Source organism: Rhodocytophaga aerolata (genome assembly GCF_030503435.1).
Classification (GTDB): domain Bacteria; phylum Bacteroidota; class Bacteroidia; order Cytophagales; family 172606-1; genus Rhodocytophaga; species Rhodocytophaga aerolata.
This window is the reverse complement of record NZ_JAUKPO010000001.1, coordinates 994,850-1,020,052: the sequence shown is the minus strand read 5'-3', so window position 1 is coordinate 1,020,052 and position 25,203 is coordinate 994,850. Positions and strand designations below refer to the sequence as shown.

General features: G+C 41.9%; 23 protein-coding genes. 8 read left to right on the top strand and 15 right to left on the bottom strand.

Translation table 11 applies throughout. From position 1 onward, the window contains the following. Window positions 1-352: 352 nt before the first annotated feature. Window positions 353-1,414: a LacI family DNA-binding transcriptional regulator gene (locus Q0590_RS04160; protein ID WP_302036216.1), complete on the top strand. Its 1,062-nt coding sequence runs from the start codon at window positions 353-355 to the stop codon at window positions 1,412-1,414. A gap of 40 nt (window positions 1,415-1,454) precedes the next feature. On the opposite strand, the gene Q0590_RS04155 is transcribed toward Q0590_RS04160, so the two are convergent. Continuing rightward, entirely contained in the window at window positions 1,455-2,882 is a 1,428-nt protein-coding gene (locus Q0590_RS04155; protein ID WP_302036215.1) for a Gfo/Idh/MocA family protein, read from the bottom strand. Window positions 2,883-2,960: 78 nt separating this feature from the next. After that, complete coding sequence (locus tag Q0590_RS04150) at window positions 2,961-4,103, bottom strand: phosphotransferase enzyme family protein (protein ID WP_302036214.1); 1,143 nt, start codon at window positions 4,101-4,103, stop codon at window positions 2,961-2,963. A gap of 417 nt (window positions 4,104-4,520) precedes the next feature. Between Q0590_RS04150 and Q0590_RS04145 the strand changes: the two genes are divergently transcribed. Then, window positions 4,521-5,669, top strand: a complete 1,149-nt coding sequence (locus tag Q0590_RS04145) for an alpha/beta hydrolase family protein (RefSeq protein WP_302036288.1) — start codon at window positions 4,521-4,523, stop codon at window positions 5,667-5,669. Window positions 5,670-5,755: 86 nt separating this feature from the next. Here the strand turns inward: Q0590_RS04145 and Q0590_RS04140 are convergent, their stop codons facing one another. The 3 genes from Q0590_RS04140 to Q0590_RS04130 form a co-directional block, all read right to left on the bottom strand. Further along, window positions 5,756-6,379, bottom strand: a complete 624-nt coding sequence (locus Q0590_RS04140; protein WP_302036213.1) for a haloacid dehalogenase-like hydrolase — start codon at window positions 6,377-6,379, stop codon at window positions 5,756-5,758. Between the two features lie 168 nt (window positions 6,380-6,547). Further along, on the bottom strand, window positions 6,548-7,036 hold the full coding sequence (locus tag Q0590_RS04135) for a tetratricopeptide repeat protein (protein WP_302036212.1): 489 nt from the start codon (window positions 7,034-7,036) through the stop codon (window positions 6,548-6,550). A gap of 70 nt (window positions 7,037-7,106) precedes the next feature. Further along, window positions 7,107-8,825 carry a sodium:solute symporter family protein gene (locus tag Q0590_RS04130; RefSeq protein ID WP_302036211.1) on the bottom strand — a complete coding sequence of 573 codons (1,719 nt, stop codon included), beginning with the start codon at window positions 8,823-8,825 and terminating at the stop codon, window positions 7,107-7,109. A gap of 523 nt (window positions 8,826-9,348) precedes the next feature. Between Q0590_RS04130 and Q0590_RS04125 the strand changes: the two genes are divergently transcribed. The 3 genes from Q0590_RS04125 to Q0590_RS04115 all read left to right on the top strand — a co-directional run bounded on the left by Q0590_RS04125 (window position 9,349) and on the right by Q0590_RS04115 (window position 12,367). Next, the gene (locus tag Q0590_RS04125; RefSeq protein ID WP_302036210.1) at window positions 9,349-10,305 is read left to right on the top strand and encodes an L-threonylcarbamoyladenylate synthase; all 957 of its coding nucleotides are present in this window, start codon (window positions 9,349-9,351) and stop codon (window positions 10,303-10,305) included. Between the two features lie 99 nt (window positions 10,306-10,404). Beyond that, on the top strand, window positions 10,405-11,106 hold the full coding sequence (locus tag Q0590_RS04120) for a class I SAM-dependent methyltransferase (protein ID WP_302036209.1): 702 nt from the start codon (window positions 10,405-10,407) through the stop codon (window positions 11,104-11,106). Window positions 11,107-11,179: 73 nt separating this feature from the next. Further along, on the top strand, window positions 11,180-12,367 hold the full coding sequence (locus Q0590_RS04115; protein ID WP_302036208.1) for a phosphoglycerate kinase: 1,188 nt from the start codon (window positions 11,180-11,182) through the stop codon (window positions 12,365-12,367). An 89-nt stretch (window positions 12,368-12,456) separates the two neighbouring features. Here the strand turns inward: Q0590_RS04115 and ypfJ are convergent, their stop codons facing one another. Continuing rightward, window positions 12,457-13,284: a KPN_02809 family neutral zinc metallopeptidase gene (ypfJ, locus tag Q0590_RS04110; protein WP_302036207.1), complete on the bottom strand. Its 828-nt coding sequence runs from the start codon at window positions 13,282-13,284 to the stop codon at window positions 12,457-12,459. Between the two features lie 298 nt (window positions 13,285-13,582). Between ypfJ and Q0590_RS04105 the strand changes: the two genes are divergently transcribed. Both Q0590_RS04105 and Q0590_RS04100 read left to right on the top strand, forming a co-directional pair. Next, complete coding sequence (locus Q0590_RS04105) at window positions 13,583-13,933, top strand: LysM peptidoglycan-binding domain-containing protein (protein WP_302036206.1); 351 nt, start codon at window positions 13,583-13,585, stop codon at window positions 13,931-13,933. Window positions 13,934-14,052: 119 nt separating this feature from the next. Continuing rightward, entirely contained in the window at window positions 14,053-14,421 is a 369-nt protein-coding gene (locus Q0590_RS04100) for a SpoIIAA family protein (RefSeq protein WP_302036205.1), read from the top strand. Window positions 14,422-14,598: 177 nt separating this feature from the next. Here Q0590_RS04100 and Q0590_RS04095 read toward each other — a convergent pair whose 3' ends face one another. From Q0590_RS04095 to Q0590_RS04085, 3 genes are all read right to left on the bottom strand, one after another. Then, window positions 14,599-15,531, bottom strand: coding sequence for a CPBP family intramembrane glutamic endopeptidase (locus Q0590_RS04095; RefSeq protein ID WP_302036204.1), 933 nt, complete (start codon window positions 15,529-15,531; stop codon window positions 14,599-14,601). A 74-nt stretch (window positions 15,532-15,605) separates the two neighbouring features. Continuing rightward, window positions 15,606-16,595, bottom strand: coding sequence for a 2-hydroxyacid dehydrogenase (locus Q0590_RS04090; protein ID WP_302036203.1), 990 nt, complete (start codon window positions 16,593-16,595; stop codon window positions 15,606-15,608). A 100-nt stretch (window positions 16,596-16,695) separates the two neighbouring features. Continuing rightward, entirely contained in the window at window positions 16,696-17,514 is an 819-nt protein-coding gene (locus Q0590_RS04085; protein ID WP_302036202.1) for a universal stress protein, read from the bottom strand. Window positions 17,515-17,992: 478 nt separating this feature from the next. On the opposite strand from Q0590_RS04085, the gene Q0590_RS04080 reads away from it, so the two are divergent. Then, entirely contained in the window at window positions 17,993-18,595 is a 603-nt protein-coding gene (locus Q0590_RS04080; protein ID WP_302036201.1) for a peroxiredoxin, read from the top strand. Between the two features lie 201 nt (window positions 18,596-18,796). On the opposite strand, the gene Q0590_RS04075 is transcribed toward Q0590_RS04080, so the two are convergent. From Q0590_RS04075 to ccoN, 6 genes are all read right to left on the bottom strand, one after another. Continuing rightward, window positions 18,797-19,510, bottom strand: a complete 714-nt coding sequence (locus Q0590_RS04075) for a sulfite exporter TauE/SafE family protein (RefSeq protein ID WP_302036200.1) — start codon at window positions 19,508-19,510, stop codon at window positions 18,797-18,799. A 53-nt stretch (window positions 19,511-19,563) separates the two neighbouring features. Then, window positions 19,564-20,010 carry a FixH family protein gene (locus Q0590_RS04070; protein WP_302036199.1) on the bottom strand — a complete coding sequence of 149 codons (447 nt, stop codon included), beginning with the start codon at window positions 20,008-20,010 and terminating at the stop codon, window positions 19,564-19,566. A gap of 103 nt (window positions 20,011-20,113) precedes the next feature. Next, window positions 20,114-21,649, bottom strand: a complete 1,536-nt coding sequence (locus Q0590_RS04065; RefSeq protein WP_302036198.1) for a 4Fe-4S dicluster domain-containing protein — start codon at window positions 21,647-21,649, stop codon at window positions 20,114-20,116. An 82-nt stretch (window positions 21,650-21,731) separates the two neighbouring features. Further along, complete coding sequence (locus Q0590_RS04060; RefSeq protein ID WP_302036197.1) at window positions 21,732-22,658, bottom strand: cbb3-type cytochrome c oxidase N-terminal domain-containing protein; 927 nt, start codon at window positions 22,656-22,658, stop codon at window positions 21,732-21,734. 19 nt (window positions 22,659-22,677) lie between these two features. Continuing rightward, window positions 22,678-22,866, bottom strand: a complete 189-nt coding sequence (locus Q0590_RS04055) for a cytochrome C oxidase Cbb3 (RefSeq protein WP_302036196.1) — start codon at window positions 22,864-22,866, stop codon at window positions 22,678-22,680. A gap of 120 nt (window positions 22,867-22,986) precedes the next feature. Continuing rightward, window positions 22,987-25,119 (bottom strand): cytochrome-c oxidase, cbb3-type subunit I, encoded by a 2,133-nt coding sequence (gene ccoN, locus Q0590_RS04050; protein ID WP_302036195.1) that lies wholly within the window; start codon window positions 25,117-25,119, stop codon window positions 22,987-22,989. Window positions 25,120-25,203: the final 84 nt, after the last annotated feature.

The window sequence follows — 25,203 nt, the reverse complement described above, 5'->3', positions numbered from 1 at the left end:
TTTGATTAGTTAATTATACAGATTGTTTCCCCTGCGTTTTTTTTACATACTTTCCAAAGCAAAATTGTGCTGTTCGATCCGTACATTTTTAAGTTGACCTGATACGCCTTCCTATATAGCAAATAAACAGTACCCCATAATCTAGCGGTTCAAAGAATTCGCTGCCTGGTAATTGTTTAAGAAAGATGAAGCAGATTCCATAAGTTGTTTAATACCTAAGTAAAAAATACTATTTTGTGATGGCAACTTTTTTATAGCGAATGTTGTGTACGTACACGCAGCAATTATAAATGATGGAGTAAGCTTGCCAAAGAAATAGATAAGTTTAGTAGCTATAATTTTCAAACTTCTTGTGGAAAAAACGATAACCCGTATAAAAGATATTGCCCAAAAAGCTGGCGTTTCAACAGGTACTGTAGATAGGGTGCTGCATAACCGGGGCCGGGTCTCTGAAGACGTACAGCAGCGGGTGCTGAAAATTGCCAAGGAGCTAAATTATGAACCTAACCTACTGGCCAGAGCCCTGGTTACCAACCGTACCTATACCATTGCAGCCTTACTACCAGATCCGGCAGCTGATAGTTACTGGCAGGCCCCTAAAACAGGCATAGAGAAGGCAGAAGCAGAACTGAAACAATATGGGGTGGTGGTAAAACAGTTTATTTTTAACCCTTTTCAGGCAAGTTCTTTCCGTGAAAATGCCGATAGGTTGACTAAAACTAAATTTGATGGCATACTCGTAGCGCCTATTTTTTACCGGGAGTCTATTACCTATTTTAACATATGGAAAAGAAGCGGTGTGCCTTTTGTCTTGTTCAATACTCACATTCCCGATTATGAACCGCTGATGTACATCGGGCAGGATTCCTATTTAAGCGGCTACCTGGCAGGAAAAATTTTTCACTTCGGACATCAGGAGTCAGGCACCTTTCTGGTGGCGCATATCGATGAAAATATGCAGGATTCTTCCCATCTGATAAAAAAAGAACAAGGGTTTGTGGATTATTTCCAGCAAAATACTTCAGCGGATGCTTACCAGATTCTACATACCCAGGTAAGCCGAGGTACAGATAAAGAAGGCTTTACTGCCCAGCTAGACAATCTGTTAGCAGATAATCCTTCAATTACAGGTATTTTTGTAACCAATTCTAAGTCGTACATGGTAGCTGAATACCTGCAGGCCAGAAATCATCGAAAAATTAACTTAGTAGGATATGATTTAGTAGAAAAAAACCTGCATTTTTTGAATGCAGGTATTATCAATTTCCTGATTAATCAGAATCCAAAAGGGCAGGGCTACCATAGTATGTATGGCCTGGCTGATCATCTGATTTTCAAGAAGAAAGTTGAAGCCATAAAATATCTTCCCCTGGATATTATCACCAAAGAAAACCTGCAATATTACTATGGGTAAGCTGGTAGTTACTATTCATTTCTCTCTGTAAAATTACAGCTTACACTTTTACTGTGGTAGTGCCGCCACCCCGCAGAGTAATATCTACTGGGGCGTTCTTCTGCCAGGCACCTGCTGTAAAATCAGGTACATCTATGGAGTTAGACCGGTTAGCTACGGACCATTCGCTGAGTGGGGCAACTGCACTCCACAGAGCTGCATCGTACACATCCTGATCCAGTGGCAGGCCATTCCGCAGGCAGTCTATCAAACGCCAATCCATTAGAAAATCCATACCTCCATGGCCGCCAATTTTCTTGGCCATTTCGCCAAGTTTTTTAATTAGTTCGGGTTCATATTGTTCTCTCAGGGGGGCTAGTTCTTCGTCAGTTAGCCATTTCTCGTGTCCGGTAGCAATTCTTTCGGGGCTTGGCCATTTACTGGCAACTCCTTTGGTTCCGCTTACCAGATGGATTCGCGAGTAAGGTCTTGGGGAGGTGACATCGTGCTGAACCATGATTGTTTTACCTTTTTTGGTGCGAATGGTAGTCGTATTTATGTTCCCCCGGTAATTTTTGTTAGTATAGTCTTTGTAAAAAGGATCGGTTGCCGCCAGTTGCACCGCTTTCTCTTTCATCATAAAATCATTACTGGATACAGAAACCAAGTAATCCATCTGATCGCCGCGGTTAATATTCATCACCTGGCAGATAGGGCCCAGGCCATGCGTAGGATACAAACTTCCGTTTCTGAAGTTCTCTTTCAGCCGCCACATATCGTGGTATGTTTCTTTATTGAAATTCATATCCAGCAGGTCGTGAATATAAGCGCCTTCTCCATGAATAATTTCTCCAAACAGGCCCTGTCTGGCCATATTCAGGGTAAGCATTTCAAAAAAATCGTAACAGCAGTTCTCCAGCATCATGCAATGCTTGCGGGTACGTTCAGAAGTTTCTACTAATTGCCAGCATTCGTCCAGTGTTTTGGCGGCAGGCACTTCTGTGGCCACGTGCTTGCCTTGTTCCATGGCATATACGGCCATGGGTGTATGCAAGTGCCAGGGCGTAGCTATGTAAACTAAATCTATGTCTTTTCTGTCGCATAGCTCTTTCCAGGCTTCTGCTTTACCAGAATATAGAGTGGGTTGATGGGAGGAATTTTCCAGCAGCTTTTTGGCCGCTTCCGCCTTTTCAGTTCTCAGGTCGCACAGGGCTTTTATTTCTACCCCCTGAATATGGCTTATGCGTTGTACGGCTCCTGGCCCTCTGTTTCCCAGTCCAATAAAACCAATGCGTACCGTTTCCAGTTTCGGAGCTGCATAGCCGCACATATTAAACTGCTGCGTATGGTTTTTTCCGCTTGCTTTTGCTTGTTCGGTTTTCTCCGGCTGTGTTTGTGCATTGGAGCAGCTGGTTATTACACCCGCGCCGGCCATGCTGATACCAGCCAGTCCGGTCAGTTTTAGAAAGTCTCTGCGTTTGGTACTCATGGGTTTATCTGTTAAAAAATTACTGGGTTATAGATATTTGCCTGTTATGGATGCGTATGAACAACTACTATCTGGGCATTACTTACCGGCGGTGAGTTGCGTTTCTGTAGAAGCAATAGTTTGTATGAGCTGCTGCATCAGCGGATACTGCTCTTCCAGCTTTGCTACCAGAGAGAACTGAGCTCTTGCCCGGATAATATTATGTTCGGGATAGTGAATTTTGTAATACGTATCTCCGTCAATGTAATCTGTGAGAAAGCGTAACCCCATAATAAAAGGCAAAAGTAAAGCACCCATTGCCAGGGAATCTACTTCATTGGCCGTTAAAATAGGTCGTGTTTCACTTAAAAAACCTCTGGTAAAGCCTTCAAACAGAGACATATTCACGGCTATTTTGCTCAAGTCTTCTTCGTCTTCTGGGGCCGTGTTTACAATTGTACGGATGGCGTCGCCAAAGTCGTACGCTGCATAGCCTGGCATTACGGTATCCAGGTCAATTACACACTGAGCCTGATCATTCGCATTCAGCAGCACATTATTAAATTTGGTATCATTATGAGTGATGCGTAGCGGAAGTACACCCCGCTGGCCCATATGCAGAATAGTGCACATTTTCTGAATCCGCTCCTGAACAAAGCTTATTTCAGCAGCCACTTCTTTTACCCGGTCCTTGGGGTTGCGGCTAATGGCTTTGTTAAATAACGAAAGCCTGCTTTCTACATCATGAAAGTGAGGAATAGTTTCGTGTACCAGAGTAGCATCCAGGTCGGAAAGCAGGGCCAGAAATTTGCCAAACCCTCTGCCGCCTTCATATGCTTGCTGAGCATTTTCTACTACATCGTAGCTTCGGGTACCGGGTAAAAAGAGAAATATTCGCCAGTAATGGCCGCTTTCATCCTGGTAATACCCTTGCCCGGTTTTCGTCGGAATTAAGGTTAATACCTCCTGGCTGGGGGCTGCACCAGGTATCTTTTCCAGCTTTTTCCGCAGATGGGTAGTTACCAGTTGTATATTTTCCGTGAGGCCGGCAATATTCTTAAAAACATGATGATTGATCCGCTGCAATAAGTAATCCGGCTGCTGAGGGGTGCTATTGACTACATGGAATGTATCATGAATATGTCCGGTACCGTGTGCTTTCACAGATGCTACGTTGCCTTCTATAATAAACTGTGAAACGATAGATTGAATATGCGCTGCTGAATAATTGACAGGTGTCATATGTTTTATACAAGATCACAAAAGGGTATAATCAAGTTGTGTAGTGTGCCTGGAATGTTCTTTGTGATCAATGGTTTGTTAAAAATAAGCTAAAAATAATACTAAAGCAACCGTATATTAAAAAAATGTGTACGAACACGCAAAAAATAGATCCAAAAGTTTGATGAAGTACGCCTTCGAAGAAAAACTTTGCTTACCTACAAAAGCTGTTGAAAAAAACTGCTTCCGGCATAGCAGCCTGTCATCTGTATAGCTATATTAGCTTTACAAACTACCTATCCGATGAAACTAATAGCTGTGTTTAATCAAAAGAAGTTATTCAATCTTACAAACAAACAGCGGTATGCTGCACATTTTAGAAAGCTAGTAGAAGGAGCTAACTCACCTGCATTTTTACTTATCGCATGTATTTATTATATGGTAATAACTACAGTAAGCACTGATTTGCAGGCACAGACGATAGATACTACTATGCTTTGCCGGGGAGCTTATTATACAGAAGCAGAAGGGAAGGCCGCTCTTGCCCAGTTTGCATCTACCTACAAAGACCTGCAAGGTTGGGAAAAAAGAGCACAACGCATTAAACAAGGGATATTGGATGGTTCGCAACTGGCGGCTGTTCCTAAGAATACACCACTGAAGCCTATTATTCATAGCAAAAGAACTTACGACGGATATACCGTAGAGAACGTAGCCTTTGAAAGTTTACCAGGATTTTTTGTGACAGGAAATTTATACAGGCCGTTAAAGGAACAAGCTTCGTATGCTGCTATTTTATCGCCACATGGGCATGGAAATAATCCCCGGTTCGGAGAGAATTTGCAAAAACGCTGTGCTGCACTAGCCAAGATGGGAGCCGTGGTACTCAGCTATGATATGATCGGTTATGGGGAGTCTGACCAGTGTGACCACAAAATACCACAGGCCTTAACCTTACAAACGCACAACAGCATGCGGGCACTGGATTTCCTGCTTTCTCTTCCCAAGGTAGATCCCAACCGGGTAGGGGTAACTGGTGAATCGGGCGGAGGCACCCAGACATTTATATTGGCTGCCCTGGATGACAGAGTAAAAGTATCTGTACCAGTGGTAATGGTTTCTGCCCATTTCTTTGGCGGTTGCTCCTGCGAAAGTGGCATGCCCATTCATAAAAGCCAGAATCACCAGACGAGTAATGTAGAAATAGCGGCTCTGGCGGCTCCTAAACCCATGTTGCTAATCTCAGACGGTAAAGACTGGACAAAGAACACCCCGGATGTAGAATATCTGTATATCCGAAACATCTATAAATTGTATGGCAAAGAAAACTTAGTGGAAAATCTACATTTGCCGCTGGAAGGCCACGATTATGGAATAAGTAAAAGAAAAGGAGCCTATCAGTTTCTGGCTAAGCACCTAAACTTATCTTTACCAGCCATACAAAATGCACAGGGAGAAATGGATGAGAGTTTTGTAAAAGTAGAAGATGAATCTACCCTACGGGTGTTCAATACACAGCATCCCAGACCTACCTACGCAGTAAAAGGAGATGAAGCGGTAAGTAAATTATTAACATCCAAAAAATAAGCAATACATAGCCTGGCTATGCTTGAATTGATGGAATACAGCCTGGAATAAAGCTTACCTGTGTGTCCGAAGAAATTAATTTAAGGCTATTTCTTTTGCTTATTGTATGGAAGGATTTTTCCTTCTTCTACTAAAAAGGCTTTTTCAGCTACATCAAGTATATATTCTTTGCTGTCTGAGTAGGCTTCTACGATCTTATAAGGTTTGCCCTGCAGGCATTTCTCCAGCCGCTTTATCTTTTCTTCCTCTTTACAGGCTTCTCCTTTCACCTTGTAGGTATTATCCACATATTCAACCAGTGTACCTACCATACCCTCTACTTTGTACAGGTCAAATAAGGGCTTTACATAGATTTCCAGCCCGCCAGTAGCGCAGTAGATGTGTACTCCTTTTTTTCGCAGATTGTCGAGCCGTTGCATAATTTCTTTATTAAACTCAGCTGGATACTCTTTCTGCCAGTATTCTCTGGCATAGGCCTCTACCTGGTTGGGCGGAATATTGTCGAGGTAATTAAAAAAGTTCTCCTTAAATTCTGTCTGATTGATGGTATGCAGTTTCATCCGCACCTGATAGTACGCCATCTGAAAAATATAGCCTATTTTGCTTAATTTTTTTGAGCAGATAAATTTGAAAAATTCATCTTTAGATTTTTTGTTGTACAAGGTGCCATTCAGATCGAAAAGGGCCATGGGTATCTCTTTATCAGGCATAAGCTGTGGGGTTGCTAGCCTGTGTACTGAAAAAAGAGGAGGAAGGTTTAGTGAATGCTCTGTAGTCGGTAAGGGGGTATAGACGAAAGATGAGGGGTATATAAACGAATACATCCCTGGAGCGGCCAGGGATGTATCAAAAATGATTTATTGAAATGAGTGTGTACTCTACTCTAGTTCATTTTTATATTCACAACGGGTAATATGCTTCTTTAAGTCTTCTATTTTATCATCTATCAGGCAGAGTTTAATAGACCGCTTGTAATAGGTAATGGCTTGTGTAAAGTTTTCTTTCATTTCTTCCAGAAGGCCTAACCTGTTATAAATTAATGATTTATCCAAAACCGGAATTTGTAAGCAGCCTTTCAGGAAATGGTTTAGCTCTTCAAAACGTTCCAGCTCGGTAAGTAAATAAATCAGGTTGTAATAAGCATGCGGATACGCAGAACCAAATTTAATTGCTGCCTTGAAGTGATTTTCAGCCTTCTTGTAATCGTCAAATTGTGTTTTATAGATCCAGCCCAGAGAGTTATGGGCATAATAACATTGCGGATCGTCTAGCAGAATAGTTTCATAATTCTGCTTAGCTTCCAGTATGTTGCCGTTTTTTATGGCATTTTCACCTTCCAGGTACAGCTCTTCAGTACGTGAATTCATAGATATATATAATTTGGGGTAGATCGTATAGAGTCTATCCGGGAAGAGCGGCGATAGTAAACAGGTAATATTATTTTTTACTGCCAGCTATTGCCTGGGCAGGTGTCTGGCGGGGTAAAACCATTGTAAAAAATAAGCCTAACACAATAACCAGCAAACAGCCTATTACATTATACCATAAAAAGGCGATCTCTGTAAAGTAAAACAAGGCAAATATAATGGCTTCTGTGAGCAAAGCGGCATAAAAAGTAGCGGCTCCTTTAATGTTTTTAAAGTAAAAAGCACAAACAAATATCCCTAAAATGGCTCCATAAAACAGAGAACCTAGGCGATTTACAGCTTCCAGCAAATTGCCCATTTTGCCGGCATACAAGGCTACCACGATGCAGAATATACCCCAGCCAATGGTTATTAATTTAGACATAAGCAGGTAATGTGCCTCATTTTCTTTTGAACGGAAGAGCCGTTTATAGACATCTACTATGGTGGTGGACGTAAGTGAGTTAAACGCAGAAGCCGAGGAAGCCATAGAAGCCGAGAAAACCACGGCAATCAGCAAGCCTACGACACCTGCTGGCAAATAGGTAGTTACAAAGTTAAGAAATACATAATTTGTATCATTTACTTCAGCCTTCTCATCATTCTGTTTCATAATGCGGATGGCTGCACTGCGGATAGCGGTATCCTGTGCCAGCGATTGCTGAAGTTGTTGCTGGGCTACCGAAATTTGCCCTTCATCTTCTTGCCGCATGGCATCTACCAATTGCCGGACGTGTAGCTGCTTTTGGTCAAAAACTGCCTTTTGCCTTTCTTCCAATGCTTTGTATTCTCCGGCATAGGGGCTGCTAAGGATTTTATTGGTTTCAACCCGGTTAAAGATAATAGGCGGCATTACAAACTGGTAAAACACAAACAGCACAATGCCGATAAATAAAATGCAGAATTGCATAGGGACTTTAATGATTCCATTAAACAGCAACCCTAACCGACTCTGCCCGATAGAACTGCCGGCCAGATACCGGCCTACCTGCGATTGGTCGGTACCGAAATACGACATTTGCAGGAAAAAACCACCAATCAGCCCCGACCAGATGTTGTACTGGCTATTGGGGTTAAATTTTAGGTCTATTACATTCATTTTGCCGGTTTTACCAGCTACTTTCACAGCCTCCAAAAAGGAGATATCCTTTGGTAGCAAATACACAATCATGAAAAAAGCCGTAAGCATGCCACAGAGAATAATAGTTACCTGGCCCAGCTGTGTATAACTCACTGCTTTTGTACCACCAAACACGGTATAGAGTAATACCAATACACCAATAATAACACTCGTTAGGTTGGTGTTCCAGCCGAGCAGCGATGATAAAATAATAGCAGGCGCATAAATGGTAAGTCCGGTAGAAACTCCCCGTTGAATCAGGAATAGAAAAGCAGCTAAGGCTCTGGTCTTTAAATCGAAGCGGTTTTCCAGGTATTCGTAAGCCGTATATACATTCAGCTTATGGTAAATGGGTACGGCGGTAACTGAAAGAACCACCATAGCCAGGGGAAGTCCAAAATAAAACTGGACAAAGCGCATTCCATCAGAAAATGCTTGTCCCGGGGCCGACAGAAAGGTAATAGCGCTGGCTTGTGTAGCAATGATAGATAAACCTACCGCGTACCAGGGCATCGTCTTGTTGGCAAGCAAATAACCTTTCATATCCTTGTTGCCTCTCCCTTTCCAGATACCATATATAACAATAAATACCAAGGTAGCAACCAGGACAATCCAGTCTAATACAAGCATGAATAGATTAATTTATTTTCAAAACCGGAAATTGATAAAAATTCCGTGAAAATATACAATTATTTATATGAATGGATAATAGATTATATGATCACAGGAAATAATGTACGTCAGATTTAATCTTTCCTGTTCAGATAACGGCAAGCATTATAGAATCGGTATATAAATCTAACAGGCTTTGGTTACGTAAAAAGAAGTATTCAGGAAAACAGCTGAGTAATCCAGTAAAAAAGCAAGATTTGTACAAACAACGTTGCAATTACCAGTATATACATCTCTCTCCAGGTTTTAATAAAGGGAGGAAGCTCATTGGTCGTATATTCATCTGGATCAGCCATAAGAAAATTTTTATTGGTAGATAGTATCTTCTACAAAAAAACACGGTCCTTTGTTTAAATGTAGCAAATCTTTTTTCAGGTAAAATACGAAAAATACTTTTGTTTTCCCACCGTGCAGCAAATTAGTAACTTACGGGCCAATTGAACTACAAAACAGAAGCAGCATATTAGCACATTAATTGTATATGGCAACTATAGGCAAAGATATTTATGAGGCAAAAAAATTACTAACAGAGGGCCAAGTAGTGGCTATCCCAACAGAAACTGTATATGGACTGGCCGGAAATGCGCTGAATGAAAAAGTGGTAACCACCATATTTGAAGTAAAAAACCGGCCGGCATTCGATCCGTTGATTGTGCATAGCAACAGCTTAGAGAAGATACAACACTTCGTTCGTGATTTCCCGGAAACGGCGCAGAAACTAGCCAGGCAATTCTGGCCCGGCCCCCTTACATTACTGCTCCCCAGAAAAGATAACATACCTGACTTAGTCACCTCCGGTCTGGAAAATGTAGCTGTACGTATTCCCAACCATCCCCTCACCTTGCAGTTACTGGATATACTGGATTTTCCCCTGGCAGCTCCTTCTGCCAATCCTTTTGGCTATATTAGCCCTACTGCTGCTGCACATGTGCAGGCGCAATTAGGAACCCAGATTCCCTATATTCTGGATGGTGGTACCTGCAACGTAGGTATAGAATCCACCATAGTAGGTTTTGAGGAAGGGGTAATTATCTACCGCCTGGGAGGGATCAGTATTGAGGCCATAGAAAAAGCCGTGGGAACACGCGTAGAAGTAATGGCCCATTCTACCTCCAATCCGGCGGCTCCGGGTATGCTTAAGAGTCATTATGCTCCCAGAAAACCTGTATTCCTGCAGGGGCTGGAAAGTTTGCAGCAGCAGTACAAAGCAGAAGATATTGGCATACTGTCTTTCCAGCGGGTGTATCCTGGCATACCGGCTAAAAATCATGTAGTACTTTCAGAAGAAGGCAGTCTGGCCGAAGCAGCCAGGTGTTTGTTTGCTGGCTTACGCAAGCTGGATGCGCTGCCGGTAAAAGTGATTTTTGCTGAACTGATGCCGGAAAAAGAGCTGGGCCGGGCAATCAACGACCGGATCAGGCGGGCAGCAGCCAAGTAATTTTTTTGTTTATTGGTTCTTTTATTGATTAATTTACGCCGCCATATAATGGCAAGGCTAAAAAGCAGCTTACTAGATAGCTGTAAAGACATTGCATGAATGAAAAAAATACTTATAAATTTATTTTCTCATCCTTTTAAAAAACGCTTTCTGCGTATACAAGATAATCAGAAAGAAGGGTTTAAACAGTTTGCGAGCCCAAACAGTGCATTCAGGTTTTTTTTTGATGTAGATACTAATACCACTAATGTATATGAACACACAGCTCTTTTTACATTGGCTGCGATCACCAGCGGTAATGTACTGGAGCTAGGTACGTATATTGGTAAAACAGCAATTGTTATGGCAAGTGCCTTTCCGGCTAATAGCCCCAGAAAAGTATATACGATCGACACATTTACCAGGGAAATAGGAGATGAGTCATCCAGAGAAAAGCATTTATTTAAAAATATCAGCCAGTATGATTTGTGTAACAAGCTTATTTCCGAAAATAAGGTAGCTGATAAGATCGAAGTCCTCAAAGGTACCACCGATCAGTATGCAGAATCGTTGAGCAAAATTCCTAATATCCAGTTGATTTTTGTTGATGCCGATCATTCGTATGAGGCAGTAAAACGGGATTTAGTCAACTATGCATTTATTTTGGAAGAAGGCGGATACCTGGCTATGCACGATTATTTATATCAGCAGGATGGAGTAAAGCGGGCAGTTGATGAATTTGTAACAACGCATACAGAGTTTAAGCAACTATTTTTGTTAGGGTCAATCCTTGTATTGCAACGAAACAAAAGAATGCATTAAAATTTGCTATCAAGTTGAAACGATACTAATTATAAAAAGAATTCAATAAAACAACCAACTTAAATCATACATTATGAAAACAGTGGATAATTATAATTTTTTGGGCAAAAAAGCGCTTATCCGTGTAGACTTTAACGTGCCGCTCGACAATAATTTTATGATCACCGACGACACTAGGTTGCGGGCAACCGTGCCTACGATCAGCAAAATACTGAAAGATGGCGGTTCGGTAATTTTGATGTCGCATCTGGGCAGGCCAAAAAGTGGACCTACTCAAGAGTTTTCGCTGAAACATCTGGTAAAATACTTATCTGAAACTTTCCAGACGCAAGTAAAATTTGCCGATGATTGTATAGGTGAGCAAGCCAGGCAAAAAGCGAAAGACCTGAAACCAGGTGAAATTCTCTTACTAGAAAATCTTCGTTTCTACAAAGAGGAAGAGAAAGGTGACACGGAGTTTGCCAAAAAACTAGCTGCCTTAGGCGATGTATATGTAAACGATGCTTTTGGTACGGCCCACCGGGCTCATGCTTCTACGGCTGTCATTGCCCAGTTCTTCCAGGATAAAGTATATGGCTATGTTATGCTGGCCGAAGTAGAAAATGCTAAGCGGGTGCTGGAGAAAGCTGAGAAACCGTTTACAGCCATTATGGGAGGAGCAAAGATTTCCGATAAAATCCTGATTATTGAACGGCTGCTCGACCGGGTAGACAACTTAATTATTGGCGGTGGTATGGCTTATACCTTTTTCAAAGCAAAAGGAGGCAATATTGGTAGCTCCCTCTTGGAAGCCGATAAAGTAGACCTGGCCCGTGAACTTATAGAAAAAGCCAAGCAAAAAGGAGTAAATCTTCTCTTACCTGCTGACTCTGTAATAGCCGACGGGTTTAAAAACGATGCCCAGAACAAAGTGACGGATAATATGAATATTCCTGATGGATGGATGGGCCTGGATATTGGTCAGAAAGCACGGGAAGAATTTTCAAAGGTAATTGAAGCTTCTAAAACCATTTTATGGAACGGACCGATGGGCGTATTTGAAATGCCTACTTTTGCTAAAGGCACGATTGCCATTGCTGAAGCCGTTGTAAAAGCTACAGAAAAAGGCGGATTTTCTCTGATAGGAGGGGGAGACTCAGCCGCTGCCGTAAATAATCTGGGCTTTGGCGAAAGAGTATCCTATGTTTCTACTGGTGGTGGAGCACTACTGGAATATATGGAGGGCAAAGAACTTCCTGGTGTAAAAGCACTGGAAGCATAATAATAGGCAAACTTATTTTTATAGAGGATTGAAGAGAGTAAAATATTCTCCTCAATCCTCTAGTTATTTTATATAGGTTCTTCTGAGAATTACTCTGCATTTTTAAAAGTATCGCCTTGGTTAAGGTCGCCGGTTTGGTAGCCTTTTTTAAACCAGTACATCCGCTGCTTAGATGTTCCATGTGTAAAAGCATCTGGCACCACATAGCCTTGCGATTCCATTTGCAGGCGGTCGTCGCCGATGGCATTGGCGGCATTCAGGGCTTCTTCTATATCGCCACCTTCGAGTATGTTTTTCATGGCATCGGCATGATGTGCCCACACACCGGCAAGAAAATCTGCTTGTAATTCCAGACGTACGGATAATTCATTGGCCTGTGCTTTACTCATACCTCGCTGATTTTGCCGTACCTGGTCTGTAATGCCTAATAATTGCTGTACATGGTGGCCTACTTCATGAGCCACTACATAGGCCATAGCAAAATCTCCCGGTGCGCTGAAGCGGGATTGCAACTGATCGTAAAAACTGAGGTCTATGTATACTTTCTGGTCTAAGGGGCAATAAAATGGCCCGGTAGCTGATGTAGCAGTACCGCATCCGGATTGGTCAGTACCAGAAAAAAGTACCAATGTGGGTTCCTGGTAGTCCTGGTTTAATTGTTCTGCAAATAACTTATTCCATACATCTTCTGTATCCTGTAGCACTACCGATACAAACTGGGCTTTTTGATCCGATTCCACATCGTTTACTTGGCCGCCACTCTGGCTGCCTACGTTAATTAATTCGGAGGGATTGCCTCCAAATAGCAGTCCTAAAATAAGTAGAACAACACCGCCAATACCGCCCCCTATTGCTAACCCACCCCTGCCTCTGCGATCTTCTACATTACCGCTGCCTTGTCTTCCTTGCCAACGCATATATTTTGTAGATTAAAAAAGTTTATAGTTGATTTTTTTGATAGTATACTTTAAAGCTTGTTAAATAGTTTTTTTAATATACTATAGTTTATCTCAATGGCTCAAAATCAGTTGAATAAGTGTTACTCTTCGAGGTTGAATTCAAGTCCTGTTTCTTTTTAATCTAGTAGCAAGCCACTAGTACTGAATGTTAGAAAAAATAAACTAATTAGCTTGTTTGCCGTATAATGCTTTCATACATGAGCCTATATCAGGCTTATCAGGAAGATTAATAGATAATATTAAATATTTTACAGCTATGGGACTATTTGATTTCTTAAAGAAGGGCGATGAAAAACCAAGCCCCCAGGCTAATAAAACTCAGCCTAATATAAAACCGAATGTTCAACCTCAAGCAAAGCCAACTGTACAGGCACAGGCGCAGCCGGCTAGTACAGCCAATTCCGCACCTACGCCTAATCAGCAGACTGGTAGCGCAGCTAAGTTTGAAATGTATACCGTGAAAGAAGGCGACTGGTTATCTAAAATAGCAGGCCGTTATTATGGAGATGTACACAAATGGGACCGGATTTTCCAGGCCAACCGCGACCAGATCAGCGATCCTGATAAAATCCGTCCAGGACAAATTTTGAAAATACCATTAGATTAATGGTTGTTAACTAATTAACACCCACAAAAGCCCGCTCAATGCGGGCTTTTGTTTTGCCATGCCTAACCCGAGCAGGTAAACGCCCGTAGGTAAAGAAAGAATTACTTAAATACATTACTATGTTTCAATACGTAGATGAACATGCTGACAACCTGGTGGCTGTGATAGTAAGTGGCTTGTTAGAAAAAGCCGATTACACTCGTTTGCTTCTTGAAGTGGAAAACAAAATCAACCGGTATGGGAAAATAGATATTTACTGGGAAATGGTCGATGTTGATGGGTGGGATTTACAAGGAATTTTGCACGAACTAACTTTTGACTTAAAGCATTTGAATGATATTAACCGGGCAGCTATTGTCGGAGATAGGAAATGGGAAGAAGTAGTTACCAATGTAGCCCAGCACTTTACCACCGCAGAAGTTAAGTTTTTTGAACCTGCTGAACGTGAACAAGCCATGACATGGGTAAAAGAAAAATTAGCAAACTAAGGAAAAGCTGTATAAAAGCTAGCTTATAGCGTTAAACATTGTTTCAGATTAATCTACTTTGTTGCTCTATTCCTTGGTAATACAATTTATGGCTTGTTATAGTAGGAACAAGCCTTGATATAGTTATAATAGCCTCTATGATTTATCTATATAATAACAATAACCACTTAACCTATTTTACTTAGCTATTTTCTGCAGGAAAGCGGCTATTTCCATGAGCCAGGCTACTCCTAAATGTATAGCAATACCACCCCATATACTTCCTGTCCGCAAAGCAATTACTCCCAGAATATAACCACCAAACACAGAGCCGATAGTTTCGCCTAGGGGTTTGCCGTAATGCAAAAAAGCATAGGTAACTACCATAGGCAACACAGCCCGGTGGCCCATTACAGAAGCCATGCCTATCACAAGGAAACCCCGGAATATCCATTCCGTGGCTACAAAATCCCACCCATACACCAGTTCAAACAGCAGTACGGTTATCCACTTTGGTACACCTATATACTTATGAGCTAACGTATCGGGGTAGGAGGGGTAATCTTCCTGGAAATCCGGGCCAAAGGAGGCGGCTGCTATCAAGGGAGCCATAATCAAAAGCATGTATACATAGGGCCGCCAGTCTGTTTTAAGGTTGGTTATGCCATAAAAGCCGGTAGAACGGTCACTTATTGTTAAATAAATAATTAGCAGAGGAAGCAGAATGGTAAAGAGGCTATATACATTATTCAAAATTTTCAGCGTATAATTTTGCAAAACATACGGTACACTTTCTGCGATTGGCTGCTGAAAATAAAAGCCCCCATCCAGGGCAAGTATGCCCATTCCTGCCAGGCTAATCACCCAGAATAGTTTATTTTTTAAAAAAGCTCGATTAGCAGGATCAACCGCCATTAATAGCACGGTACCAAAGTAGGCGAAACTATAAAACAGAAAATACCAAAGAAAATAAACTGGCTGCCCGTAATAAGAATCTATAATGCTATCCTCAAAATCGAGCCAGTAATTAATAACAATAGTAGTGACAAGAAAAATGGCTACCAATATATAAGTAGCCAGATGAAAATCGGTGCGGATATGGTCCCGCAGATAGCTAAGAATTTTCTTCATCAAATGTACACCAGCCAATTAAAACCGGCAGGTATTTACACAAGAAATCAAACAAAGCCAAGCAACCAGCCTACTTAATTTACTACATTAAGTAGTGGTTTATGGGTTTCATAGTCCGTAATGTTTTGTAAGGTTACCTGAGCTATTTTCTGCAGGGCATTTTCTGTAAAGAAAGCCTGGTGGCCAGTAATCAGTACATTGGGGAAAGACAGCAATCGCATAAATAGGTCATCCTGAATTACTTTTCCGGACAGGTCTTCAAAAAACAAATCGGCTTCTTCTTCATATACATCCAGCCCCAGGTATCCAATCTGTTCCTTCTTCAAGGCTTGTATTACGGCTTTGGTATCTATCAGGCCACCTCTGCTGGTGTTGATCAGCATTACTCCTTTTTTCATTTTTGCAATAGAATCTGCATTTATGAGGTGATAGGTTTGAGGCGTTAACGGGCAATGCAGCGAAATTATATCGCATTGCTCATAAATCTGATCCAGGCTGGTAAATTCTATACCCAGGGCATCGCATTCCGGATTTTTAGCAATATCATATCCCAACACCCGGCAACCAAATCCCTTCAGAATCTGGCCGGTTACCAAACCAATTTTACCCAGTCCAATAATGCCGGCTGACCTGCCATGCAAATCAAATCCCATCAATCCGCTCAGAGCGAAATTGCCTTCTTTTACCCGGTTGTATGCCCGGTGTGTTTTGCGGTTAAGACCCAGAATTAAGGCAAGGGTGTGTTCGGCTACGGAGTAAGGAGAGTAGGCAGGTACTCTGACAACCGTTATTCCTTGTTTTTTTGCTGCTGGTATATCTACATTGTTATAACCGGCGCAACGCAATGCCAGAAGCTTTACTCCCTGCTGAGCTAGTATTTCTATTACTTTTGCATCCGCTGTATCGTTTACAAATATACACACACAGTCAAAGCTTTTGGCCAGTACAGCGGTATCTTTATGCAAAGGCACATCCGTAAAGTGCAGTTCATGATGGTGCTCTTCATTAAATGTGCTGAAGTATTGTTTATCGTATGGTTTTGTATTGAAAAAAAGGGTTTTCATAGGCCTGGCTGGTTATCAGGCTATAATATTGAAAAAAATAAAGATATGAATCAATAAGCTGAGAGTAAAAAAAGAGAAAAGCCTGAAAGGGTGAGAAGGATTACCGTAAAATAAGCACAGGGGTATATAGCGGATACGATGCCTGGCCTGCATTCACTTCGTCGAGCAAATGCCTTCTGCTAGCAGAAATAGCGAGTAGAGTAGAGGGGTGCTCTTCCATAAAACTACTGATCGACCGCTGTATATCATGTCCGGTATGGAGTACCTGGGTATGCTGAAACTGGGTGTTTTCGGATGTGTCGTCGTTCCCGGAGATCGCTTGGGCTCCATGGGAAGCAGCCATACTCTTTTCCCGCATAAGCATTAGTGTAACCTGCGCCTCAAAAGCTTTTGCCAGTTCTTTGATCAACAGCATTTCTTGCTGCGGAAATTGATGAGAAGTAAATAGCAAATGGTTTATTTTAGCATAAGGTGCCGCGGCTGGTATTACCAATACGGGGCGGTGGGTTTCTTCAATTACGCGTACAATAGTGCTTCCGAAAAATATACTTTTGAGATCTTTTATATATCTGGTTCCTAACACAATCAGGTCTACACCCTGCTCATAGGTTGTTTTAACAATTTCATCCACAGCAAAGGCAGACCCAATTTTATAGACTGCTTTTACGGTTGCCGGTGCATGAATTTTATTAAGCCAGTTCATCAGGTTTTCCAACTTCTCTCTGGCTTCTCTTTCGTAAGTTATATGGGCTTCCACTTCCGGATGCTGGTACTGCTCCATCAAAGGAACAACTCTGGGAATGTGGTACGTATGCAATAAAAATAACTCAGCTCCTGTAGCCAATGCTATATCATAGGCATACAACAGCACTTTGGTTGAGTTTTCTGAAAAATCTATCGGGCATAAAATCGTTTGCATAACATACAATAGTTTGTTTGACTTTAAGGATAAAAAATATGATTAAAGCCATATAATGAGCATATACGGCTTAGTTTATAGGAAAGTTTATCCAGAAATACAGATACTAAAAGAACTTACTAACGGATGTAAAAAGAGCTAATCAGATTGTATTTAAGTAAGTTCCGGATACAAAGGCGATTTCTTCCAGAAACAGTATTTATGTTGAAGAAAAATAAACTGCATTGGGTTTTATTAAAGATACAAATTTGAGCTGAAAAATGAAAGCTTTTTACCAGATGCAGCAAACCATTCTAAAAATTGTCTTCTTACAACAATAGCTTCTTTTCAGATTTTGCATTGCCTTGCAAAAGGAAAATTTGCTTACACTTTTGTGCTTATCCGGAAATTTGCAGGTAAATCATAAACAGGTATGACTTTAGTCATTCATTTCCGGCCCGGAAAAAGTGAACTTTGATTATTATTAAAGTTCTGATTTATGAAGTCAATTCAACCTACTCCCTCTGTTGTGGAAAACCTCTACAGTTTTCCGCGAATAGGTGAGCTAGCACCGGATTTTAAGGCAGATTCTACGCGTGGTTTAATCAGTCTTTCAGATTTTGCAGGCAAATGGGTAGTGCTGTTTTCGCATCCGGAAGATTTTACGCCTATTTGTACCAGCGAAATACTGGCTTTTGCCGCCTTACATCCTAAACTGGCAGAAAATAATTGTGTGCTTATGGGCTTAAGTACGGATTCCAGCCGTTCGCATATTATCTGGATACAAACCATAGAAGAATTTACGGGCGAGAAAATAGGCTTCCCCATTATTGCTGATGAAGACAAAAAAATTGCTTCCAGGTATGGTATGATCATGCCGGAGGAATACGGGCAGGAAGTTAACAGAAGTGTATTTATTATAGATCCTGCGCGGAAAATACGTGCTTTTTCGTGTTATCCGGTTCCAACCGGACGCAATACAGAAGAAATTCTGCGGTTGGTGCAAGCCCTGCAAATTTCTGATTTACGGAACATAGCTACACCTGCCAACTGGCAACCAGGCGGTTTAGTAGTTAATTATTCTTCTCCTTACAGCAAGTAGTTACCAAATAGGAGATTGATTTTTTGCTATTTTTTATCAGACCCACCGGACTACTTGCCCGGTGGGTTTATTTTTTTCGGGACTATGGAAAACTATGCAGGCTCCTGAATAACTAGTTAATCCAAACGGATCCTGTACCGGTACAGGATCCGTTTGGGTTTTAAATGATACGGAACCAGATGCAAGAATGATAAAATGTACCTATTTTTTATGGCAGCAGTTTACCTGGATGGTGGCTTTGGTATCTGCCACCGCTGAAGGGCTGAGCATAGGAATACCCAGATTTAACCCACGCAGAATAAACAAACAAGCAATAGTTATGGTAAATACAGGCACTACTTTGGTTAACCGGGTTCGCCACTGTAAAGTAATATATTGACCAGCAAAAGATACGACCAGCATCATAGGTAAGGTACCCAAGCCGAATAATGCCATATAGGCCATCCCACTTACACTGTTGCCGGTTGCAATGGCTCCTGCTAAAGCGATATATACCAGGCCACAGGGCAATAACCCATTGAGCATGCCACTGAAAAAATAGGCGCGGTAGGTTTTTTTCTTGAACTCCAAGGCAAACTGTTGTTTTACTTTGGAAGTAAACCTGGCTAAAGGACTAACAAAACTAAATTTTTGAGAGAGTTGGTTGGGGGATACTATCAGCATCAACATAAGAACACCCACTGCTACTGAGAGCGCTTGCTGGGAACTGACAAAAGATAAACTTTGCCCGAACATTCCCATAAGTAATCCTACGAGTGAGTAGGTGGCAATCCTGCCGGTATTATAAATGAGCCTTCCAGATACTGCTTTTACTTTGTCCTGGGCATGCACCGGCAATGCCAGCACCAAGGGGCCGCACATCCCCAGGCAATGGAAACTTCCTAGCAAACCAACAATAAAAGCAGAGTAAAGCATGAGTAAGGAGTGATAAGTATTAATGGATGAGTAATGGGGCTATAAACTGTGGACTAGTTAATAACTAATACTTGTTCACTGAAATAGTCTTTGTTGTTTGCATTCCATCTTACTTTTACTTTCCATAACCCTTTATCCAGGGAAGATACAGGAACAACCTGGCGGCCTGTTGCGTCCATGTCTACGGATATCTTTACATCTTTGCGGGCATCCGATGGGCGGAAAAACAATATCTCACCTGTGGCATTTGCTAATGATTTTGGAAAGAAAAACTCTACCACTTGTTTTTCACCAATGTATTGAAAGCCCATCTGGCCGTGTAATTGTTGTGCATTGGTCAGCTTATCTATCTGATCCTGGTAGGCAATTTCTTCTTTGTAATATTCTTTGCTTACCAGATGTATGTCGTTTTGCCTGATACATAGCACTACCATACCTATAATAAATGCTACAAATCCGCCGTATATCAATGCTATTTTTGTGCCCCAGTTCATGGTCATGTCTTTATTCGTTTAATTTAACAGTATTCTTTTTGAAAGATGGAGGCTAACACTAGCAGCAATAGCCTCCATAAAGTTGAAATATACACTTTGCATTATGTTGTTACTTAGCAGGACCCAGAAAGTTGGTTTTACTTTGTTCCAGTCGCTTGCCATTTGCATACACCCCAATTTTGATGGGTGTTTTTACAGCGCGGATACTACTTCTGGGCAACTCTACAAATAATACTACTTCCGCTGAACCACTCTCCGGAATATAGATTTTATCGCCAACTACTTTTAATGTCCCTTCCGGCTGATCTTCCAGTTGCAGGGTAATATGCATAGGCTCGGTTGTTTTGTTTACCAGTTGTACATTATACAAGTTGCTGATCCGGTTACCGGGTTGTTCCTGGTATAACATGCCGGGTACACGCAGTACCGTTGCTTCTACCTGGCTGCGGTTAAGCAGTAAAAAACCTTGCAATGAAAGCAGTAAAAGCAGCACAGCCGTATAAGCCGCCATACGGGAGCTAAATGTCAGTTTTACTTTTTCGGTAATACCTTTGTGAGAGTCGAACCGGATTAGCCCGGTAGGTTTGCCGATTTTGGTCATTACTTCGTCGCAGGCATCTATACAGGCGGTACAATTCACACATTCCAGCTGCACGCCATTCCGGATATCTATACCAGTAGGGCATACCTGAACACACAGTTTACAATCAATACAGTCGCCTTGCGTTAGCAGATCTTCCAGTTTTAAGGGTCTTGTTTCTACAGCTTTTGCATCGGCTACGGTGCCTGGTTTTTCGTGGCTTGCCTGATGCACACAGCCTGAACAACCGCCGGAGCAGGATGGGTCTTCTGTTTTTTCAACTTTCTTTGCCGGTTTCTTTAACCTTCCTCTGGGTTCACCTCTGATAAAGTCATAGGCTACAACAATGGTTTCCCTGGTTAGTAATACTCCCTGCAAACGGCCATACGGACAAATAACAGTGCAAGCCTGCTCCCGTAGTTTGGCAAATACCAGATAAAAAATTCCGGTAAAACCTACCAGTCCGATAAACCCTGCCAGATGCTGTGCCGGAGATTGGGTAATAATAGCATATACCTCATCCACACCAATCAGGTAAGCCATTAAGGTATGGGCTATTATTAATGAAATAAATAAGAAAATGAGGTGTTTGGCAGATTTCTTTAGTAGCTTATCTGCTGTCCAGGGAGCTTTGTCTAATACTTTCTGCTGGTTGGCATCCCCTTCAATAAAGTATTCAATTTTCCGGAAAACCATTTCCATAAAAATGGTTTGCGGACAAGCCCATCCACACCAAACTCTCCCATACACGACCGTAAACAAGATTACGAATACAAAAAACGTAAGCATGGCTAGGCCAAACAGGTAAAAATCTTGCGGGAAGAAAGGAAACCCCAAGATGACAAACTTCCGCTCGAATATATTGAACAGAAACAAGGGTAGTCCATTTACTTTTATAAAAGGAGCTCCGAATAATAAGCCTAACAGCACAATGGCAACCACCACCCGCAACTGATGCAATCTGCCTTTGGGTTTCTTAGGATATACCCAGACACGTTCTCCCTTCTCATTTACTGTAGATATATGATCGCGGAACGTCTCTTTGTTATCGGTGATGGTTGCCATGGCTGGTATAGTTTGGTCTGAAACCTGAATTCATAGGATCTTAAAATCACTTAAAATCTCTATGAATCCAGGTTCAGTAGTATTATAAACTTGACATTGTTTTGCTTTCTGGCGTTGTTTCAGCGCTTACTACTCTATCTCCCTGAGGCTCTTTTCCATTTGCAGGTTTAGTGCCTTGCAGCGATAAAATGTAGCTGGATACATTCTGAATTTCGTCTGGCTTCAGCTTCTGCTGCCAGGCAATCATCCCTTTTTGTGGAATACCGTATTTAATAGTTTTGAATACATCTTTTACGGAGCCGCCATGTATCCAGTATTCATCAGTTAAGTTGGGTCCTACGCCCCCTTCACCGGCAGCGCCATGGCAGGCACTACAGTTTTGTGAGTAGATAGCTTTCGCACTGGTCAGAGCAGCTTCGTCTGTTACTTGTTTTGCGCTGTTCTCATCAATACTGGCAGCCGCTAGTTTGCGGAACTCACCTACTTCTTTTTCTGCCTGTGCCATTTCTGCCACGTACTCTTGTTCACTGGTTTGCACCAATCCGAGAGAGAAGAAGTTAATGCAATAGATAATAGCAAAAGCAATGGTGCCATAGAAGGTGTATTTTAACCAAGGCGGCATGTGGTTATCCAGCTCCTGGATGCCATCGTATATGTGGTCCATGGCTACTGCGCCCTCTTGTTCTACTGGCAATACATCGCCGGTGATAAATTTCTTCTTAAAAGTAAGCCAGAAACTTTCTGTGGCTATTACTTCTACAGGAGCAGTCACGGTATCTTTCTGCATAATAATCCGCATCACTTGCAGAATATACAGGGCTACTACCAATACAGCTATACTTACAAATATCAGCATACCGGACACTACCAAGAACAGGATTTCTTGCTCAGATACACCTGTTTGTGTAGAGGATGCAGAGCCCTGGGCAAACAGGTTTCCATGCAGGCAAGTGGCGAGAGCTGCCAGGCCTACTGCCTTCCAATTGGATTTCAAGCATTTTGTTGTCATGGGTGTATACTTGTGTTGCTTAGCGAATCAGTTTTTCGTCTCCGGGAGTTTCCTCACTTAAAGGCAGATGCTCCATAGACTTTATGTATTTTTTATCGGCTTTTACTACCCATATCAACAGGGTAATGAAGAATATGACAAAGATGAGCAGCGAGATTACCGGGAAAATTTCCACATCCTGTACCCGCTCGAAATAATATTTAAACATAGGAATAATGATTAGTAGTGATTGATGAATGACCCGCTGTATTAGTCCACAGAACAATCTTGTTTGCTAAATGTCAGTTACCAGATAATCAAGATTAGTACTGTGGACCGTAACCGGTGATTACTCATTGGTTACAATTACATTGGGTTTTACTTTAATGTCGGTACCCAGGCGTTGCAGATAAGCAATTAAGGCTACAATTTCTCTGTCAGATTTTACATCTATGCCGGCATCTTTCAAGTTTTTCACAATCTGATCGGCTTGCTTTTCTACATCGGCATTGGCCTGATTCTCATATCCTTCTTCATAAGGAACACCTAACGTACGCATCACATTGATCATATCCGGAGTCAGCGATTTATCGTAGGTCTGTTCTACTAACCAAGGATAGGGCGGCATAATAGAGCCTGGCGACATAGAGGTAGGATCTACCATGTGGTGATAATGCCAGCTATCCGGATATTTCTGACCCAGACGCTGCAGATCCGGACCGGTACGTTTAGAACCCCACAAGAATGGATGGTCGTACACAAATTCACCGGCTTTAGAGTATTCCCCATACCGTTCTGTTTCAGAGCGGAACGGCCGTACCATCTGAGAGTGGCAGTTTACGCAACCTTCTTTGATATATAAGTCGCGTCCATGCAGCTCAAGTGGCGTATAAGGTTTCACGGCTGTAATCGTAGGTACGTTAGACTTGATTAAGAAAGTAGGGATCAGCTCAAATACTCCACCGATCAGGATAGCTACGGTAGCTAATACCGTGAATACGATGGGTTTTTTCTCCAGTACGCGGTGCCAATATTCTTTATGCTCACTTACTTCCTGTGTTAAGGCAGGAGCTTCAGCCGCTTCATTGGCTACGAAAGTACCCTGGGCAGCCGTTTTGAATAAATTATATACCATCACAAACACACCTGATAAGTATAAAGCTCCACCAGCCGCACGTGTCATATACATAGGTAGAATCTGCTGTACCGTTTCCAGGAAGTTCGGATACTTTAGAAAGCCTTCCTGTGTAAATTCTTTCCACATTAAGCTTTGAGTAATACCGGCCCAGTACAGGGGTAATGCATAGAATAATATACCCAGGGTACCTAACCAGAAGTGTACGTTCGCTAATTTTTTAGAGTATAAAGACGTTTTCCACATCTGTGGGATCAGCCAGTAGAGCATGCCAAAGGTTAAGAAACCGTTCCATCCCAGGGCGCCTACGTGTACGTGTGCTACAATCCAATCGGTAAAGTGGCCAATAGCATTTACATTTTTCAGTGAAAGCATTGGGCCTTCGAATACTGCCATACCATAAGCAGTAATAGCTACCACCATAAATTTTAATACTGGCTCCTCGCGAACTCTATCCCAGGCACCACGCAGGGTAAGCAAACCATTCATCATCCCACCCCAGGAAGGAGCAATTAGCATGATAGAGAACGCAGTACCCATGGCCTGTGCCCAGTCTGGTAAGGAAGTATATAATAAGTGGTGAGGGCCTGCCCAGATGTAGATAAAAATTAGTGCCCAAAAGTGTACGATAGATAACTTATAAGAATATACCGGACGATTAGCAGCCTTAGGCAAAAAGTAGTACATTAAGCCTAAGTAAGGGGTAGTCAGGAAGAATGCCACTGCATTATGTCCGTACCACCATTGTACCAGGGCATCTTGTACACCGGCATATAAGGAGTAGCTTTTAAAGGCATGCAGGGGAAGTTCAAATGAATTAACTACGTGCAGCACAGCCACTGTTACGAATGTAGCAATGTAAAACCAGATGGCTACATACATATGCTTTTCGCGACGTTTAACAATAGTGCCAATCAGGTTCCAGCCAAATACTACCCAGATTAAGGTAATGGCTATGTCTATTGGCCACTCAAGTTCTGCATATTCTTTAGAGGTAGTAATACCCAAAGGCAGGGTAATAGCTGCTGACAGAATTATTAATTGCCATCCCCAGAAGTTAATCCAGCTTAAGGTGTCGCTGAACATGCGTGCTTTGAGCAGGCGCTGCAAAGAGTAGTATACTCCTGCAAAAATACCATTCCCTACAAAAGCGAATATTACCGCATTGGTATGTAATGGCCTGATGCGTCCGAAGGTGGTGTACTGTAAGTCGAAATTAAGTGCCGGAAAAACCATTTGCAGTGCAACAATTAATCCCACACTCATACCTACTACCCCCCAGACAACCGTAGCGATAGCAAAATACTTTACTATCTTATTGTCGTAACTAAACTTTTGTAATTCCATATTACCCTGTTGAATTATATTATTTTCGTCTGTAAAGGTAGATGACAGGGTTTAGGCTGGGAATGACAGGCATTAGAGCAAAGG

Coding starts and splice junctions, on each gene's coding strand:
- Q0590_RS04155 (WP_302036215.1), bottom strand. CDS start 2,882: ATGAGTACCAAACGCAGAGACTTTCTAAAACTGACCGGACTGGCTGGT.
- Q0590_RS04150 (WP_302036214.1), bottom strand. CDS start 4,103: ATGACACCTGTCAATTATTCAGCAGCGCATATTCAATCTATCGTTTCA.
- Q0590_RS04145 (WP_302036288.1), top strand. CDS start 4,521: ATGGTAATAACTACAGTAAGCACTGATTTGCAGGCACAGACGATAGAT.
- Q0590_RS04140 (WP_302036213.1), bottom strand. CDS start 6,379: ATGCCTGATAAAGAGATACCCATGGCCCTTTTCGATCTGAATGGCACC.
- Q0590_RS04135 (WP_302036212.1), bottom strand. CDS start 7,036: ATGAATTCACGTACTGAAGAGCTGTACCTGGAAGGTGAAAATGCCATA.
- Q0590_RS04130 (WP_302036211.1), bottom strand. CDS start 8,825: ATGCTTGTATTAGACTGGATTGTCCTGGTTGCTACCTTGGTATTTATT.
- Q0590_RS04125 (WP_302036210.1), top strand. CDS start 9,349: ATGGCAACTATAGGCAAAGATATTTATGAGGCAAAAAAATTACTAACA.
- Q0590_RS04120 (WP_302036209.1), top strand. CDS start 10,405: ATGAAAAAAATACTTATAAATTTATTTTCTCATCCTTTTAAAAAACGC.
- Q0590_RS04115 (WP_302036208.1), top strand. CDS start 11,180: ATGAAAACAGTGGATAATTATAATTTTTTGGGCAAAAAAGCGCTTATC.
- ypfJ (WP_302036207.1), bottom strand. CDS start 13,284: ATGCGTTGGCAAGGAAGACAAGGCAGCGGTAATGTAGAAGATCGCAGA.
- Q0590_RS04105 (WP_302036206.1), top strand. CDS start 13,583: ATGGGACTATTTGATTTCTTAAAGAAGGGCGATGAAAAACCAAGCCCC.
- Q0590_RS04100 (WP_302036205.1), top strand. CDS start 14,053: ATGTTTCAATACGTAGATGAACATGCTGACAACCTGGTGGCTGTGATA.
- Q0590_RS04095 (WP_302036204.1), bottom strand. CDS start 15,531: ATGAAGAAAATTCTTAGCTATCTGCGGGACCATATCCGCACCGATTTT.
- Q0590_RS04090 (WP_302036203.1), bottom strand. CDS start 16,595: ATGAAAACCCTTTTTTTCAATACAAAACCATACGATAAACAATACTTC.
- Q0590_RS04085 (WP_302036202.1), bottom strand. CDS start 17,514: ATGCAAACGATTTTATGCCCGATAGATTTTTCAGAAAACTCAACCAAA.
- Q0590_RS04080 (WP_302036201.1), top strand. CDS start 17,993: ATGAAGTCAATTCAACCTACTCCCTCTGTTGTGGAAAACCTCTACAGT.
- Q0590_RS04075 (WP_302036200.1), bottom strand. CDS start 19,510: ATGCTTTACTCTGCTTTTATTGTTGGTTTGCTAGGAAGTTTCCATTGC.
- Q0590_RS04070 (WP_302036199.1), bottom strand. CDS start 20,010: ATGACCATGAACTGGGGCACAAAAATAGCATTGATATACGGCGGATTT.
- Q0590_RS04065 (WP_302036198.1), bottom strand. CDS start 21,649: ATGGCAACCATCACCGATAACAAAGAGACGTTCCGCGATCATATATCT.
- Q0590_RS04060 (WP_302036197.1), bottom strand. CDS start 22,658: ATGACAACAAAATGCTTGAAATCCAATTGGAAGGCAGTAGGCCTGGCA.
- Q0590_RS04055 (WP_302036196.1), bottom strand. CDS start 22,866: ATGTTTAAATATTATTTCGAGCGGGTACAGGATGTGGAAATTTTCCCG.
- ccoN (WP_302036195.1), bottom strand. CDS start 25,119: ATGGAATTACAAAAGTTTAGTTACGACAATAAGATAGTAAAGTATTTT.